Source organism: Maribacter aquimaris (genome assembly GCF_014596745.1).
GTDB classification, from domain to species: Bacteria; Bacteroidota; Bacteroidia; order Flavobacteriales; family Flavobacteriaceae; genus Maribacter_A; species Maribacter_A aquimaris.
The window spans coordinates 77328-94170 of the sequence record NZ_JABTCF010000014.1 but is presented as its reverse complement, the minus strand read 5'-3'; the positions used below and the strand labels follow the sequence as shown (position 1 = coordinate 94170).

The 16843-nt window shown below is 38.9% G+C and carries 10 protein-coding genes; 6 read left to right on the top strand and 4 right to left on the bottom strand.

Annotation, left to right across the window (positions count from 1 at the left end):
• Positions 1 to 53: 53 nt before the first annotated feature.
• Positions 54 to 2189 carry a PorP/SprF family type IX secretion system membrane protein gene (locus HPE56_RS18130; RefSeq protein ID WP_188245167.1) on the bottom strand — a complete coding sequence of 712 codons (2136 nt, stop codon included), beginning with the start codon at positions 2187 to 2189 and terminating at the stop codon, positions 54 to 56.
• A 9-nt stretch (positions 2190 to 2198) separates the two neighbouring features.
• Positions 2199 to 4454: a T9SS type B sorting domain-containing protein gene (locus tag HPE56_RS18125; protein WP_188245166.1), complete on the bottom strand. Its 2256-nt coding sequence runs from the start codon at positions 4452 to 4454 to the stop codon at positions 2199 to 2201.
• A gap of 268 nt (positions 4455 to 4722) precedes the next feature.
• Between HPE56_RS18125 and HPE56_RS18120 the strand changes: the two genes are divergently transcribed.
• Positions 4723 to 6408 (top strand): glutamine--tRNA ligase/YqeY domain fusion protein, encoded by a 1686-nt coding sequence (locus tag HPE56_RS18120; protein WP_188245165.1) that lies wholly within the window; start codon positions 4723 to 4725, stop codon positions 6406 to 6408.
• Positions 6409 to 6662: 254 nt separating this feature from the next.
• Here HPE56_RS18120 and HPE56_RS18115 read toward each other — a convergent pair whose 3' ends face one another.
• Together HPE56_RS18115 and gltX are read right to left on the bottom strand one after the other, a co-directional pair.
• Complete coding sequence (locus tag HPE56_RS18115; RefSeq protein ID WP_188245164.1) at positions 6663 to 7589, bottom strand: SPFH domain-containing protein; 927 nt, start codon at positions 7587 to 7589, stop codon at positions 6663 to 6665.
• An 89-nt stretch (positions 7590 to 7678) separates the two neighbouring features.
• Positions 7679 to 9184 carry a glutamate--tRNA ligase gene (gltX, locus tag HPE56_RS18110; protein ID WP_188245163.1) on the bottom strand — a complete coding sequence of 502 codons (1506 nt, stop codon included), beginning with the start codon at positions 9182 to 9184 and terminating at the stop codon, positions 7679 to 7681.
• A gap of 153 nt (positions 9185 to 9337) precedes the next feature.
• Between gltX and HPE56_RS18105 the strand changes: the two genes are divergently transcribed.
• The 5 genes from HPE56_RS18105 to HPE56_RS18085 all read left to right on the top strand — a co-directional run bounded on the left by HPE56_RS18105 (position 9338) and on the right by HPE56_RS18085 (position 16553).
• Positions 9338 to 12754: a hypothetical protein gene (locus HPE56_RS18105; RefSeq protein ID WP_188245162.1), complete on the top strand. Its 3417-nt coding sequence runs from the start codon at positions 9338 to 9340 to the stop codon at positions 12752 to 12754.
• On the top strand, positions 12747 to 13169 hold the full coding sequence (gene ybeY, locus HPE56_RS18100) for an rRNA maturation RNase YbeY (RefSeq protein ID WP_188245161.1): 423 nt from the start codon (positions 12747 to 12749) through the stop codon (positions 13167 to 13169). The genes HPE56_RS18105 and ybeY overlap by 8 nt, the downstream gene beginning before the upstream one ends.
• A gap of 4 nt (positions 13170 to 13173) precedes the next feature.
• Positions 13174 to 15042: a tRNA uridine-5-carboxymethylaminomethyl(34) synthesis enzyme MnmG gene (mnmG, locus tag HPE56_RS18095; RefSeq protein ID WP_188245160.1), complete on the top strand. Its 1869-nt coding sequence runs from the start codon at positions 13174 to 13176 to the stop codon at positions 15040 to 15042.
• 145 nt (positions 15043 to 15187) lie between these two features.
• Positions 15188 to 15748, top strand: a complete 561-nt coding sequence (locus tag HPE56_RS18090) for a hypothetical protein (RefSeq protein WP_188245159.1) — start codon at positions 15188 to 15190, stop codon at positions 15746 to 15748.
• A complete protein-coding gene (locus tag HPE56_RS18085) occupies positions 15726 to 16553 on the top strand; it encodes a class I SAM-dependent methyltransferase (RefSeq protein ID WP_188245158.1) in 828 nt (275 codons plus the stop codon). Before HPE56_RS18090 ends, HPE56_RS18085 begins: the two co-directional genes overlap by 23 nt.
• Positions 16554 to 16843: the final 290 nt, after the last annotated feature.

Sequence of the window (16843 nt, the reverse complement as noted above, 5' to 3'; positions counted from 1 at the left end):
ACCTAGTCTGCGATGGGTATAATGGGATATTTTTTGTAAAAGGACCGTTTGGTTTATGCTATTTGATTTGGGGTAACCCGCATAATCCACATTTGGTCATCATAGGAATCATTCAGTTTCGTATAGTACGAAATAAGTGCGTTGTTCCAAGACTGGTGTTTCTTTAAATAAACATACCTATAGTTGTTTTCTGGATTGATGAAATAACTGGCATGCAATCCGTAAGAGTTCAATAGTTTCACAAATCGTTTGGCATTGTTCGGATTGGCAAAAACGTTGGCAATCAAATAATAACCGGAATCAATACCCTGGATGATTTGGGTTTTTAGCTCAAGGTTATTGGCGGCAACCTTGTCCTTAACAATGACATTCTTTTGTAGTAAATCTGTGTTGTATTTTGAAGATCGCTCTTTAATTTTGTTTGAATTTTCGGCATAGGCTTCATTGGTGTAGCGATTGTCTACATTCATGATCCATGTTGCCCCATCATATTTACCATCAATATTGCTGTTATGGGCTGCTACAGCTTCTTGCCAAGTATCGTAACGTTCTAAATAAACATACTTAAGTCCGTTATTGGGATTGTCAATATAATCTGCTGATAGGCCTTTTTGTTCAAGATTTTCAATGAACCTGTTCATGTATACACCGCCTTTGTAAACATTGGCGACTACGTAATAACCATCTGCAACACCTTCTAAATCACGAAACTTGCGACTTTTAATGGTATGTTGTACTTCGTTGTGTGTGGGAGAATCGTGTTGTACCCTATCCCTTGTAGTTTCAGGTTTGGTCGTATAACCAGAGTTAGTTGTTGCCACGGCATCCTTCACCCTATCAGAAGGTGTTGTTGTTTCAAAAACGGGATTTTCGATAGCTTTTGGTCCATTAGAAGACTGATTGGTATATCCTGGATTACCCGATGGTTTTCGACCATCATTACTTGTGTTGTTATCCGCAAGGGCAACAGGAGGTTTACCCCCAAGAAACATTGTTTTAGCCTTTTCTTCCAGGTCGGGTCGTGTACCATTCGTTTCATTTCTTACCATGCGCATAACCATCTCAAACCTTTTTTGAAGGTCTGCCTTACGATTGGCCTCCAAGGAATCTTGCCTAAACATCAGTTCTTCGATGATAGCATCGTTTTCCGCTAGCTTTCTTTTAAGGTCTTCCAGATCATCGGAACTGGCCATGGCATCTTCGCGAATGGGTTCATCGGCATCTACCAGATCATTATCTTTTTCAAGTAGTACACGGTCTTCGGTCAAATTAGGGGTAAAGGAATATGCAAATGAAATCTCATGGGTAACACCAAAGTTATCAAAATTACTGGATAACCCTTTTTCCATGGTGTAACCTAAGGAAAGACGTTTACTTAAGTTGAAACCAACCCCTGCTGAAGCTCCATAAAAACTGTCATAGCCTCCTTGGACCCAACCGATTTTTGGAAGGTCAAGTATGAGACTACCCCCTAAAACGACATCATCCTCACCAACTTTACGGGCACGTGCCAACGGCATTAACCGACCGCTTTCAAGAATACCGGAGGCATTTTCAAATTCGTGGGTGTATTGTACGTGTCCAGAAAAGGTCTTGTCTTTAAATTCAGTGACCGATTCACTGGTTTTTAGATTATAATCGAATAGGTTTTCGGCAAAAAGGCCGAAATCGAACTTACCATACGAGATATTGAAACCGGGTTGAAATGAAAGAAGATTACTATCTTGAAGACCTGCAAGGAAGGGATCCTCCTCAACCGTGGTCACACGATTTTGGTCGAAACCACTATTGTAATAGGATACGTTGGCACCGAAAGTAAAATTACTTTTATCACTTAATTTAACGCCATAGGCATAATTGGCCAAAACACCAAAGTTGGATACGGTACCTTCCCGTTGGGAATAGAGACTTAAACCTAGACCTGTCCTATCACTGATTCTACCACTATAACTTAAGAAGTAATTCTGGTTGTTATCATCAAATTGTACCGATTGGTTTCTATGTAATAGATTTATATACGAAACATCTTCCCGAACCGTTGAAAACGTTGGGTTGATCAAGAATCGGTTATACTTCAACAAGTTTTGGGAAGGCACATCATAGGTAACAAATGGTGAGTCTTCTTGGGCATTGACTTGGGTCAGCGCCGTAATAAGCATGAGTATAAATAAAAATCTATTCTTAAACATTGTATTAGTTTATCTAATTACAGTTATTGTACCTTGTTTCAGGATTCCTTGGGCATTCCGTATCTTATAATAAAATACCATGTTCTGCTTTGGAAACGCTTGGGATGAGGATGGCCATGAATTTTTATAATCATATTCATTCAATAGTTCCTCTCCTTTTTCATTGTAAATGATCACATTAACATCGGCCTTATTCGAATATGAATTAGGCAGGACCCATTGGTCGTTGATACCATCTCCATTAACACTGATAACATTGGGTATCTTAAAGGTATCTAATAGGGTAACGTTTATTTCTCGAAATATTTCACAATTATCAATATTTGCGATAAGCGTGTAAGTACCTGCTTCGCTAACATTAAGTGAAGAAGTGGTACTGATCTCATTGTTGGAAGCATCGAACCAACGATAGGCGGTACCTCCACTTGCACTGATTGTTCTTGAAGTCCCTTCCGGTAAAACCACATCGGATGAGGGGTCCAAGGTGATCAAGGATTCATCCAAAGGTTGTATGGTGATTTCGTTCGATGTCAAGGAGCAACCATTTTTATTTAAAACCAAACGGTATGTACCTATGGCATCTATATCAAAAGCACTATCTGTGGTATTTACGGTTACACCATCTTTTTGCCATTCAAAGGTTTCCCCTGATAGGTCTGTTGGGGTGCTTAAGGTAACTATGTCGGAAGCACTGCAATACACCGTACTTGTACTTTGGATGTTCAATGTTTCTGAGGTAAGCAATTGAACGTTTAAGCTATTGCTTGTGGCGTTATAGGAACCAATAACACCTTCAAGGGTGTAGTCCCCATTTTCAGTGGTATCGGTTAAGCTGATTGAATTACTTGTTGCCCCGGAAACATCGGTGCCATTCAATTTCCATTGAAATGAAAAGTCGGTGGCAATATCGGAGGTTACATCGATAGTACTGGCATCTGATAATACGGCATTGATAGTCTCTACTTGAAGTACGATATTGGTCGTTTCACAGGCAGTATATGCAGCGGCATAATCCGTAATCAACTCAAAGGAGTCGGGTACGACAACCGTGGTTGTTTCCGAATTTTTGATCGTACCTGGACATGTTCCCCCACCTTGGGTAATCTCGGCATAATAGCTGCCTTCTTGGGTAACATTTAGGCTGTTGCTGGTTTCACCTGATATTTCCGAACCGTTTCTAAACCATTTATAGGTTGGTGAAATGGCTGTCGTTATAATGTTTAGGTTTTTGGTCTGTGTAGGTAATAAGACCATATTTTCAGCATTGTCCCTGGTCACGGTAAATTCATCCGCATTTGACATGGTAATGGCAGCAGATCTTTCATTACATATGGCACTTGCTGATATTTCCACTTGATAGTCGCCTTCAAAATCAGCACTACTTGCATCCACGATATAGGAGGATGCGGTAGCTCCGGGAATCTGGACACCATCCTTAAACCAAATATAGCTCCATGATGGATCGGTTGTATTAATGCTTAAGGTTTCGGTTTCCCCTGCACAAAGAATAGTATTGGTTGGAGGGTTTATAAATATACCTTGACCACCTGATCCAATGGTTACATCCACGATATTGGAATCGGTATTACCGGAACCAGAGCATACATTACCATAATCGATAAGGGCATAATACATTCCTGAAGTTGATACGTTCAGGGTGTGACCGGTTTCCCCAGTAATTGGGGTACCACTCATATACCAAATATACTGATAGGTTTCTGGATTGGAAACATTGTCAACCTGTAAGGTTATAGGCCCTGTGGAACAAACCATTCCGGGAGGGACTCCACTACCATCGGCACTGATGTTTATGTTGGTGGTAACATCCATATAATACATATGATATGGTGACGATGCACTGCTCGTATATTCGGGATCGGTTGATTTGACCCGCATGGTATATCCTTGTCCCCGCGTATCTGTGGGTATTGAAAATGCAGCACTGAACTCTTTTGAGGAGTTACTGTTTTGGTCACCGACACGTAGCAATTCCACTGGATTGCTGAAATTCCCACTGGCATCAGAGAGTTCTAGAATGAACTCGTTGCCACTGTTCGCGGTGCCTGCCCATGAAATATTCACATAATATTCATTGAACCCACCCACTCCCGCGCAAATGGCGGTCCAAGCTGTGTTACCCGCCAAGTTGGGATTATCGGCCGGCTCGGGGGCGTTTACTAGTATTTGTGCCGAAATGGTGTTTAGACCCATTAGCATAAATGCAATCAGAAAAAGACGGACATGGTAATTTAATGTAGGTTTCATAAGTAGTGCTTTTTAAATAACAATAGTTTACCGTCTGAAAGGGTTGATTTGGGGTTCGTTTTTAAAGATTTACAGTTGGGTGTGCTGTATTTCCGTTTTATTGTGTTAGTATTCAAAAACAAATATTAAACTTATTAACAGCCTAAAAAATTTATTGTTGTGCTGTATCGTATTTCTGTTGTGAAATCCTCCTATTTGTATGCTAGGCCATTTAATAGGCTGTAATCCCTGCAATTTTGCTACATTTGCTTTGCTTAAAACAAATCAAATGAGTGAAGCTCCAAAATCATTGAATTTCATTGAACATATTGTAGAGGAGGACCTTAATAACGGTTTTTCCAAGGATAAATTGCGATTTCGTTTTCCACCAGAGCCTAATGGGTATTTACACATAGGACACGCTAGTTCAATCTGTCTCAATTTTGGCTTGGGTTTACGGTATAATGCACCGGTCAATCTTAGGTTTGATGACACCAATCCCGTGAAGGAGGAGCAGGAATTTGTTGACGCCATAAAAAGGGATGTGCAATGGTTGGGATACCACTGGGATACCGAACGGTATGCGTCTGATTATTTCCAACAGTTGTACGATTGGGCGGTGTTGTTGATTGAAAAGGGAAAGGCGTATGTAGATAGTCAATCCTCTGAGGAAATGGCTGAGCAAAAGGGTACACCTACAGAACCAGGAACTCCTAGTCCTTATAGAAATCGGACTGTAGCGGAAAATATGGAGTTGTTCGAGGCCATGAAAAAGGGGGATTTTAAAGAAGGAACCCATGTGCTTCGAGCTAAAATAGACATGGCGTCGTCGAACATGTTAATGCGCGACCCCATTATGTACCGGATCTTGCATAAAGCCCATCATAGAACAAATACCGATTGGTGTATTTATCCAATGTATGATTGGACGCATGGGGAAAGTGATTATATAGAACAAGTATCACACTCTTTGTGTACCCTTGAATTTTTACCCCATCGTGAATTATATAATTGGTTTTTGGATCAGGTTTATGATAGCGATAAGGTGCGACCTAAACAACGGGAGTTTGCGCGAAGAAATTTAAGTCATACGGTAGTTAGCAAAAGAAAATTATTGAAATTGGTCGAGGAAGATGTCGTTGAAGGTTGGGACGATCCCCGTATGCCTACCATTTCAGGTTTGCGACGTAGAGGTTATACACCGGAATCGATTCGAAATTTTGCGGATACCATTGGTATTGCAAAAAGGGAAAATTTAATTGATGTTTCTTTGATGGAATTTCATGTTCGTGAGCATTTGAACAAAATCGCCCCGAGGGTGATGGGGGTTTTAGATCCCATAAAGGTGGTTATCACCAATTACCCAGAAGGAGGGGAAGAATGGTTGGAGGCTGAAAACAATCCTGAAGATGAAAAGGCAGGATCAAGGCAAGTTCCATTCTCTCGGGAAATCTATATTGAGAAGAATGATTTTAGGGAAGAGGCCAATCGCAAATTTTTCAGATTAAAACTCGGTGGTGAGGTACGTTTGAAAAATGCCTACATCATAAAGGCGGAAAGTTGTACCAAGGATGCAGAAGGAAACATTACCGAAATACAATGTACCTATGATCCAAAAAGTAAAAGTGGAAGTGGTTCAGAGGAAAGTTTACGAAAAGTAAAGGGGACTTTGCATTGGGTTTCAATACAACATGCAGTAAAGGCCGAGGTACGGGTATATGATCGCTTGTTTTTGGATGAAAGTCCGGATACCCATAAGGACAAGGATTTTATGGAATTTGTTAACCCGGATTCTTTGAATGTCATCACAGGGTATTTGGAGCCTAGTTTAAAAAGCGCCAAAGTGGAGGACCGTGTGCAATTCCAAAGATTGGGTTATTTCTGTGTAGACAAGGATTCGACTCCTGAAAAATTGGTTTTTAATAGAACTGTGGGATTGCGTGATACATGGGCAAAATTACAGCAAAACAACTAAGATTGATATTCTTTATTAAATAGAATATATCAATCGGTATTATCTATTGAAAACGGATTATTTTAAGCAATGTGGAGCCGTTTTTAATTTTGGTCAATATGATTCTAAGGGTAGGCTGTAGATCGTCTCTTAAAATAGCTAAAAATAAGAATTCACTGTTTCAGAAGTAAAATCCATACCAATTAGAATAATTTTTATAAATAAAAAAACCACTTATGATTCATAAGTGGTTTTTGGGTTCTAGGAGTATGTTTCTATTTCTCTTTTTTAGTATTGATCTTTTTCATTTCCTCTCCAATCATATTACTGGCTGTAAATGAGGCAACCATGTTGTTTAACATATCGCTTCCTGCTTGAGGGGAGTTCGGTAATAGGATTAAATTGGTGTTCGTTTCCTCACCAATGGATTGTAAGGTATCATAATGTTGGGTTACGACAATTAGCGCAGAAGCTTCTTGGGAATTTATTCCAACCTTGTTCAACACTTCAACAGATTCTTCCAAGCCCCGGGCAATTTCCCGTCGTTGATCTGCAATACCCTGTCCTTGTAGTCTTTTACTTTCTGCCTCGGCCTTCGCTTTTTCTACGATAAGGATTCGGGCAGCATCACCTTCGAACTGGGCTGCAATTTTTTCTCTTTCTGAGGCATTTATACGATTCATGGCCGCTTTTACCTGGGCATCGGGATCAATATCGGTAACCAAGGTCTTGATGATATCGTATCCGTAGGTGATCATGGCGTCCTGTAACTCAGCTTTGACTGCAATGGCTATGTCATCCTTTTTAACGAAGACGTCATCCAATTTCATTTTAGGTACTTCGGCACGTACTACGTCAAAGACATAGGATGTTATTTGCTCATGGGGATATTCCAATTTATAAAAAGCTTCATATACTTTTTCTTTGATGACAACATACTGAACAGATATTTTCAGCTTTACAAAAACATCATCCAAGGTTTTTGTTTCGACAATAACATCCAGTTGTTGGATTTTTAGACCTACGCGTGCCGCGATACGTTGAACAAAAGGAATCTTGAATTGAATTCCGGATTGTCGCACACTTGTAAATTTACCGAATGTTTCTATGAGTACGGCAGTTTGTTGTTTTACAATGAATATGCCCGAACCAATAGTAATAATTATAAATAATATTAATGGTATTAATAAATAGTTACCCATGATAGATATGATTTAAGTTATTGATTCAATTTACGAAAAGGTATTGGTATGTTGGTAAAAACAGGATCGATTTTATTTGGGGTTCCTATTTACAAGGTACTAATTGCCTTTTGGATACGACCAATGCTATTCGCTTTACCGATCATCGCAAGGATATCGAACATATGTGGGCCTTTCATTGCGCCTATAATTATTAAACGTAAAGGGGGCATCACTTTTCCGAAAGATAATTCCTTATCCGAAATCCATTGTTTTACGATGTTTTCAACATTTTCAGATGAAAAATCCGATATGTTTTCGAGCACGGGTATAAGATCGGCCATGAGTAATGGAGTATCTTCTTTCCATTGTTTGCGTACCGCTTTTTCATCGTATGTTTTCGGGGCTTCAAAGAAATAGTCACTTAATTCCCAGAAATCTGAAATGAAATCTGCACGTTCCTTGATAAGTGAAACTACTTTTTCGAGGTATTCCAAATTCACAAGTTCCTCGGAAATGCCGCGTTCTATTAATTGTGGCTGAAATAAGGAGGCCAATTCACTATTTGGTTTCTGTTGTAGGTACTGGTGATTATACCATTTGGTTTTATCGGGATCAAAACGGGCACCTGACTTATGTACACGCTCAAGGCTGAATTGATCTATAAGTTCTTGTAGATTGAATAGTTCTTGTTCGGTTCCGGGGTTCCAACCCAATAGGGCCAAAAAGTTGACTACGGATTCCGGAAAATATCCGGCTTCGCGATACCCTATGGAATCATTCCATGATAATGGAAAGACGGGAAAGCCCATCTTGTCTCCATCCCGTTTACTTAATTTTCCTTTGCCGACGGGTTTCATGATTAATGGTAAATGGGCAAATTGGGGTGTTTCCCAATTGAACGAGGTGTAGAGCATTTGGTGTAATGCCAAGGAAGGTAGCCACTCCTCTCCACGAATGACATGGGTAATTTTCATTAAGTGATCGTCAACGATATTGGCTAAATGATAGGTGGGCATACCATCACTTTTGAATAAAACCTTGTCGTCCAGGATGTTTGTATCAATCTCAATATTTCCCCTAATGATATCGGTTAAGTGCAACTTTTGGTCTTGGGGAGTCAAAAAACGTATGACGTAGTCCTGCCCAGCGTCTAATCTTGCTTTGGTCTCTTCTGGAGTAAGCGACAAAGAATTGGTTAGTTTCAGTCTGTTGTGCCAATTATATATAAAGGTCTTTCCCTGGGCTTCATGATTTTTACGGTGGCCGTTTAAGTCCTCAGGGGTATCAAAGGCGTAATAGGCATGACCCTTGGCAATTAATTCCTCAGCATATTCCTTATATATATGTTTACGTTCACTTTGGCGATAGGGGCCAAAACCGCCGTCTTGACCTGGACCTTCATCATAGGGTAAACCACACCATTCCAAAGCCTCAATAATATATTTTTCGGCACCTTCAACATAGCGTGTCTGATCGGTATCCTCTATGCGAAGAATGAAATCACCTTTTAATTGCTTAGCGAAAAGATAATTGAATAATGCGGTCCTTACCCCACCAATATGTAAAGGTCCTGTTGGACTGGGGGCGAATCTGACTCTTACTTTTGAACTCATCGACTGGTTTATTTTTAAACAAAGATAAGTCAATACCTCGAAGCACCCAAGGAGGTTGATCTGCTGAATACATTATGTTTTTATGGCCTTTTAACAAGATTTTGATGCACAAATACAAGATATAAATTATCTTGGCTTAAAATTAATTGGAATTTGCAGGCCTATAATGACATATTAGATAAATTAAATGATTTCTCTAAGAAGTATTATACCAAGGAGTTGATCAAAGGTGTTCTTCTTTTTGTGGTCATGGGTGTTTTCTTTTTGTTGATGGTCTTGGGTGTCGAATATTTCCTTTGGTTGAATACCACAGGACGTGCCATATTATTTTTCTGCTTTTTAATTTTGACGGGCTTTTTGTTTTACCGATTTATTTTTGTTCCTATACTGTACATCTTTCGGATTAAAAGGGGTATAACCAGCAAAGAAGCTTCTCGTTTAATTGGGAAACATTTTCCGAATGTGGCAGATCGTTTATTGAATCTTTTGGATTTGGCAGAGGATAAAAACCAATCGGAATTATTACTTGCAAGTATAGAACAAAGGTCAAAAGTATTAAAACCGGTACCTTTTACACAAGCTATTGATTTCAAAGAAAATTTAAGGTATATAAAGTATTTTGGAGTACCCGTGTTCTTGGTGGGATTGATCTATTTAAGTGGTAATTGGAGTTCTTTTTTCAATACGTATACCAGGGTGGTGAATTATGATTTGGCTTATGCACCACCAGCTCCATTTTCCTTTGAACTTCTAACAAGGGAGCTAAATGTCTTAGAGGATAAATCGTATACGATTAAGGTTACCACCCTTGGGGATGTTCGTCCAGACGCTGTATTTATTAGGATAAATGGAAAGGACCTTATTCTTCAGGAGGATAACAATGAATTCAAACATACTTTTTCACCTCCTTTGGAAAGTTGCGATTTTGAATTTTTTTCAGGTAAGGTATCTTCGGAAGTTTATCATCTGAATGTGTTGAAAACTCCTAAAATCCAGAATTTTGAAGTTAGGTTTAAGTACCCTGCATATTTGAATCTTCAAGATGAGGTTCTAAAAAGTACCGGCAATGCAATAGTACCGGAAGGAACCTTGGCAACTTGGAAAATCATCGGCAATAATACGGAGGAGGTTCATTTGATCGATAAAGATACCGTATGGAATTTCGGTGCTTCTCCAGACGGTTTTATGTTGTCCAATCATATCTATAATACCTATGAGTATGAAATTACATCTTCCAATGAAAATGTTACCGATTACGAAAAATTAGGTTTTGTCTTAACCGTTAAAAAGGATGCTTATCCTAAAATTAAAGTGGATCAGGTTTTGGATAGCTTGAATCCGAATGTGTCGTATTTCGTTGGTGAATCCTCTGATGATTATGGACTCAATCGTGTTGAAGTGGTTTGGTATGAAAAAGGGAAGAATCAATCTTCACAAAGTATGGTTCTTAGTGAACCCAAAACTAGTTTCCACCAGTTTTATTATACTTTTCCTTCTGGTTTGGATTTAAAGGAAAATGTGGACTATCAATACTTTTTTAGGGTTTTTGACAATGATGCCATTCATGGGGGTAAGATGGTTTCCAGTCGGGTTTTTGAATCCCGTTTGCTGAATCAGTCGGAATTGGAAAAGAAAGCCCTAGAGGATCAAGAGGCCATTATTAAGAATATGGACCGTACCTTGGATAAGTTGGAGGATCAGGACAAAGTACTTGAAAGGATTAACAAAGTACAAAAGGAAAAGAACATCTTGAATTTTAATGACCAAAATGAAATTAGGGATTTTCTAAATAAGCAGGAGCAACAAGAACAATTGATGCAGAAGTTCAGTGATCAGTTGAAAGATAATTTACAGAAGTCTTCGGATAATGATGAACGTAATAAACTGCTTCAAGAACGTCTGGAACGACAGGAATTGGAAGCCAAAAGGAATGAGCGGTTGTTGGATGAGCTAAAAAAGATTGCTGATAAAATTGATAAGGAAGAACTCAGTCGGCGATTGGAGGAGTTGGGTAAAAAACAGCAAAATGGTAAACGTAATCTTGAACAGTTGCTGGAACTCACCAAAAGATATTATGTAACAGAAAAAGCTGCTCAATTAGCGAGTGATCTTAATAAGTTGGCGGAACGGCAAGAAAGGTTATCTGAGGAAGAAAAGGAATTACCAGTACTTCAAAAAAGTCAGGAAGAATTGAATAAAGGATTTGAAGAATTGGTGGATGAGTTGGAAGAGCTTCAAGAGGATAATGATAATTTGAAGAAACCTTTGACATTGGATAGTGATAAAAGTAAGGAGATATCCATCAAGGAAGACCAACAAGATGCGCTAAAGGAAATAGAGAAACAGGTAGGTAATGAGGATAATAGTACTCCTGACCCTCAAAAAGAGAAGGATGTTAAAAACAAACAAAAATCGGCTGCCCAAAAAATTAAGGAGATGTCCGAAAAGTTAAGCGCTTCCACATCTGAATCCGGAGATGGTTCTACCATTACTGAGGATGCAGAAATGCTTCGGCAAATTCTCGATAATCTGGTTATATTTTCCTTTAAACAAGAAAATTTGTTTAATGTGTTGGAGGAATCTGATCTTGAAATTGCAAATTTTTCGGGTACCATCAAAAAACAGCATGAATTAAGAAGTCTCTTTGAGCATGTGGATGATAGTCTGTTTTCATTGTCGCTGCGAAGAGCAGAGTTATCCGAATATGTTAATGAACAGATTACTGAGGTATATTATAATATTGATAAGTCTTTGGAGAGTATTGCTGAGAACCAAATGTACCAAGGGGTTTCTTATCAAAAATATGTATTGAATGCAAGTAATGGTTTAGCGGATTTTCTCGCCAATATTTTGGATAACATGCAACAAAGTATGATGCCTAATTCAGGATCGGGGAAAGGGGAAAAGGGCTTTCAATTACCGGATATCATTAAAGGTCAAGGTAGTTTAAAGGAAAAATTGAAAGGTTTGGGAGATTCTAAGGGGTCTAAACCGAATGCTGGGGAGAAAGGAAAAGGTGAAGAAGGAGAGGATGGGGATTCTGGAAATAATGGGAAAGGTGATGGGAAAGCGAAGGGAGACTCAAAGGAAAACAGTAAAGGTTCTGATGCTAATGGCGAGGATGCGGGAAGTGGTTTGGGAATGAGCGAATCCGAATTGAAGGAAATCTATGAAATCTATAAGGAACAACAAATCTTACGACAGGAATTAGGAGAGCAGTTAAAGGATATGATCGATAATGAGGATCGAAAATTAGGGGAAAAGTTATTGAAACAAATGGAGGACTTTGAGAATGACCTGATAGAAAATGGTGTTACGAATAGAGCACTGAATAAAATCAATAACATAGAGCACGAATTGTTGAAATTGGAGGATGCTACGCTTACTAAAGGTAAGAAATCTGAAAGGGAAAGTAATTCTAATCTTGATACTTTCAAAAATCCCATATTAAGTCGGCCTAGTATATTGGGCGATTATAGGAACGACACTGAAATATTAAATAGACAAGCATTACCTTTGCGCCAAAATTTTCAAATTAAGGTTAAGGAATATTTCGAAAAGAATGATTAATTTTTTCTATGAGACGGATTTTATCTTGGATTCAGAACCCAATTATATCCATTGGTTAAATAGGGTTGTAGATTCCGAGGCTTTTTCGGTAGGGGAAATTAATTATATATTTTGTGATGATGAGTACTTATTAAAGGTCAATCAACAATATTTGAATCACGATACCTATACTGATATTATCACCTTTGATTATAGAGAGGGGGATATCATAAGCGGTGATATTTTGATTTCCGTTGAACGTGTTAGAGAGAATGCCAATTCTTTTAAGGGCTGTTTTAAAACGGAATTATTGCGGGTTATGGCTCACGGACTTTTACACATCATGGATTATAATGATAAAATGGAAGAGGATATAAAGATGATGCGGAGTAAGGAAGAGGAAAAAATTAAATTGTTCCACGTGGAACAAATGTAAAGTTATGTTTGGAGAAGTATATGATGTAATTGTTGTAGGAGGGGGTCACGCTGGTGCGGAGGCTGCTGCCGCTGCGGCGAATATGGGTTCTAAAACCTTGTTGGCTACGATGAACCTACAAACCATTGGACAAATGTCTTGTAATCCCGCTATGGGTGGTATTGCCAAGGGACAAATTGTTCGGGAGATAGACGCCTTAGGAGGGTATAGTGGAATCATTTCTGATAAGTCTGCCATTCAATTTAAAATGCTTAATAAATCCAAGGGTCCTGCAATGTGGAGCCCTAGGGTCCAAAGTGACCGAATGCGTTTTGCAGAGGAATGGCGCTTGGCTTTGGAACGTACGCCAAATGTTGATTTCTATCAAGAAATGATTCAAGGTTTGTTGTTGGAAGGCAATAAAGTGGTTGGGGTAAAAACCTCCTTGGGTATTGATATCCGTGGTAGGGCTGTAGTGTTGACCAATGGTACTTTCCTAAACGGCTTGATCCATATTGGGGACAAACAATTTGGAGGGGGCCGTGCCGGGGAAAAGGCGGCTACAGGAATAACGGAACAACTTACCAAATTAGGTTTTGAAAGTGGTCGAATGAAAACGGGTACACCGCCCAGGGTTGATGGGCGTTCTTTGGATTATTCAAGAATGATTGTCCAGCCTGGGGATGCCATACCGGAGAAATTTTCGTATTTGGATACACCTGTGCTCACAGAACAACGGGATTGTTATATGAGTCATACGAGTACATTGGTACATGATCTATTGAAGGAAGGCTTTGATCGCTCTCCGATGTTCAATGGACGCATCAAAAGTATTGGTCCTCGCTATTGTCCTTCTATTGAGGATAAGATCAATCGGTTTGCCGATAAGGATAGCCATCAACTATTTGTAGAACCAGAAGGTTGGGATACGGTCGAGGTTTATGTAAATGGTTTTTCCACATCCCTTCCAGAGGAGGTTCAGTTTAAAGCACTTCGATCAGTGGTTGGCTTTGAGAAAGTGAAATTCTTTAGACCGGGCTATGCCATAGAATATGATTACTTTCCGCCAACGCAGTTGAAGCATACCTTAGAAACAAAACTTGTTGAGAATCTTTATTTCGCTGGACAGATTAATGGAACTACGGGGTATGAGGAAGCAGCTTCCCAAGGTTTGATGGCAGGTATTAATGCCCACCTGAAATTGAACGAAAAAGAACCTTTTATATTAAAAAGGGATGAAGCTTATATTGGTGTCCTTATCGATGATTTGATTACAAAGGGAACAGAGGAACCTTATCGAATGTTTACTTCTAGGGCCGAATATAGAACCCTTTTACGTCAGGATAATGCTGATTTGCGTTTGACACCCATGAGCTACGCTATAGGTTTGGCCTCTGAAACTCGTTTAAGACGTATGGAGGAAAAGGAACGTAGATCTGCTGCATTGGTTTCTTTCTTTAAGAAGACCAGTGTGATTCCAGAGGATATTAATCCTATTTTGGACCAAGTCAATTCCGCCTTGGTAAAACAATCGGATAAAATGTTCAAGGTTTTTTCCAGGCCAAATGTTACTATGGGGCATATGATGGAATTGAAAGCTGTTTCTGATTATGTGGCAGAGAATGATTTGGGAAGGGAAGAAATGGAGCAAGCTGAAATCCAAATAAAATATGCGGGATATATAGAGAAGGAAAAGAACAACGCCGATAAATTGCATCGTTTAGAGAATGTCAAAATCCCTGATAATTTTGATTACAAAAAATTGAAATCGCTTTCCTTTGAGGCACGGGAAAAATTGGAGGCCATAAGGCCTGTTACCATTTCACAAGCGTCACGCATTAGTGGAGTTTCACCTTCGGATATCAGTGTGCTTTTGGTGTACATGGGAAGGTAAGCGCAAATTGTTCCACGTGGAACAATTAGGGGTTTGAATAGAATCGCCTATTCCATTTTATAGCTTGTGTTGTTGTTTTTCCAGTAGGGTCAGGGGTTAGAATGGCTTGATTTTTGATGGGTTTTGATATTATCAATACATTGAAATGAGAAATGTTTTTCCTGGTGTACTGCTTGTTTTGTTTTTAACTTCATGCATCCCCTTACGAATTGCGCCTGACATTGATGATTACAGAATTACCCGCGGTAAGTCTTTTAAAAGAACCTTACCAAAAAGGGAAATGTTTGTTTTCGAGGACCCTAAGGTGGCTAATGCGTTTTATAATTTTGTGGACACCAAGTTTATATTGGATAATGAAAATGTTTATGATGATGTTCCTTTTACCATTGAGGGAGAACAGTACTTTTTTTCATTTTATGAAGTGGAAATTCCAGATAAAGCCTTGAACCTTTTTCCTGTGGTGATGGATGTGTTTGTAAATGCCGCTTTGGGTAACGATGAAATGGATCCCATCTTTTCCGATGGGGATAATCCCGTTTCAAGAAAGGGTCATTGGTATATTGCAATTGAAGTTTACAGTGATTTGGAAAAGGATTGTTTACATATCGATTCGCTTTCACGTGAAAGGGTTTTAAAGTATCTTCGGGGTCTCAAAAACGAATATTTGGCTACGCAAAATTATAATGAAATCATATTTAAAAACTAAGGATTATTCTGTTACGGGGGAGGACTTTGAACTTGTTCATGATTCCGAGTTGCAGATGTTGTCTACCCAACCACAGCCCAAAGATTTGGATGTGTATTATAATAGTGAAAACTATATTTCGCATACCGATGCCAAAGAAACTGTAGTTGAAAAAATTTACCAACGGGTAAAAAAGTACAGCCTTAATAAAAAAGTGGCGCTCATAGAAAAGTACAATGGCGGAAATAGAACCTTATTGGATGTTGGGGCAGGGACTGGCGATTTTCTTTTAACGGCCCAAAACAACCATTGGCAAGTTGAAGGTGTGGAACCTAACCTAGATGCCAGGAATAGGGCAGCGGAAAAAGGGGTAGAATTGAATTCCAATTTGGATACCGTTTTGAAAAAGCAATATGGGGTAGTCACCCTTTGGCATGTTTTGGAGCATTTGCCAAATCTCGATGAACAAATCAAAAATTTGGTTTCGGTACTTTCCGAAGAAGGAACACTTGTTGTCGCTGTCCCTAATTTCAAATCCTATGATGCGCAACATTACAAAGAATTCTGGGCGGCTTATGATGTGCCAAGACACCTTTGGCATTTTTCCAAAATGTCTATTGAAAAGTTATTTGGGAAATATGGTATGAAAGTCGTTCGGGTGAAGCCCATGCTTTTTGATTCCTTTTATGTTTCATTGCTTTCTGAAAAATATAAAACGGGAAACCAAAATTATGTGAGGGCGTTTGCCGTAGGATTATGGTCCAATTTAAAAGCCGTGGGTAGCCGGGAGTATTCTTCCCATATTTATATCCTTAAAAGGCGATAAAACTTGTTTTAAGGCTTTTTGACAGCACTTTTGGATACAAGGGTGTAACTAGGTGTGTGATTTTGTTTATTGGCCTGTACGCTTCTTTTAGAAGGTCAAAAACAATAGATATTATGAATCAAAATGATATAAACCTATAGTTATAATCTATATAGTAAAAATAAAAGCATGTTGCACCTATTTGATGGCTAAATGCATGAGGTGCGATAAATTCACAAATTATATAATTAAAGTAAAAGTTCTAAAAAGCTTTCCTATTTTTGCCCAATTCAAAAAACCAACCTTTTTTA

Excerpts from the sequence above, each read along its gene's own strand:
- HPE56_RS18085 (WP_188245158.1), top strand. The coding sequence starts at position 15,726 with ATGAAATCATATTTAAAAACTAAGGATTATTCTGTTACGGGGGAGGAC.
- HPE56_RS18115 (WP_188245164.1), bottom strand. The coding sequence starts at position 7,589 with ATGGGTAACTATTTATTAATACCATTAATATTATTTATAATTATTACT.
- mnmG (WP_188245160.1), top strand. The coding sequence starts at position 13,174 with ATGTTTGGAGAAGTATATGATGTAATTGTTGTAGGAGGGGGTCACGCT.
- HPE56_RS18130 (WP_188245167.1), bottom strand. The coding sequence starts at position 2,189 with ATGTTTAAGAATAGATTTTTATTTATACTCATGCTTATTACGGCGCTG.
- ybeY (WP_188245161.1), top strand. The coding sequence starts at position 12,747 with ATGATTAATTTTTTCTATGAGACGGATTTTATCTTGGATTCAGAACCC.
- HPE56_RS18090 (WP_188245159.1), top strand. The coding sequence starts at position 15,188 with ATGAGAAATGTTTTTCCTGGTGTACTGCTTGTTTTGTTTTTAACTTCA.
- HPE56_RS18125 (WP_188245166.1), bottom strand. The coding sequence starts at position 4,454 with ATGAAACCTACATTAAATTACCATGTCCGTCTTTTTCTGATTGCATTT.
- HPE56_RS18120 (WP_188245165.1), top strand. The coding sequence starts at position 4,723 with ATGAGTGAAGCTCCAAAATCATTGAATTTCATTGAACATATTGTAGAG.
- gltX (WP_188245163.1), bottom strand. The coding sequence starts at position 9,184 with ATGAGTTCAAAAGTAAGAGTCAGATTCGCCCCCAGTCCAACAGGACCT.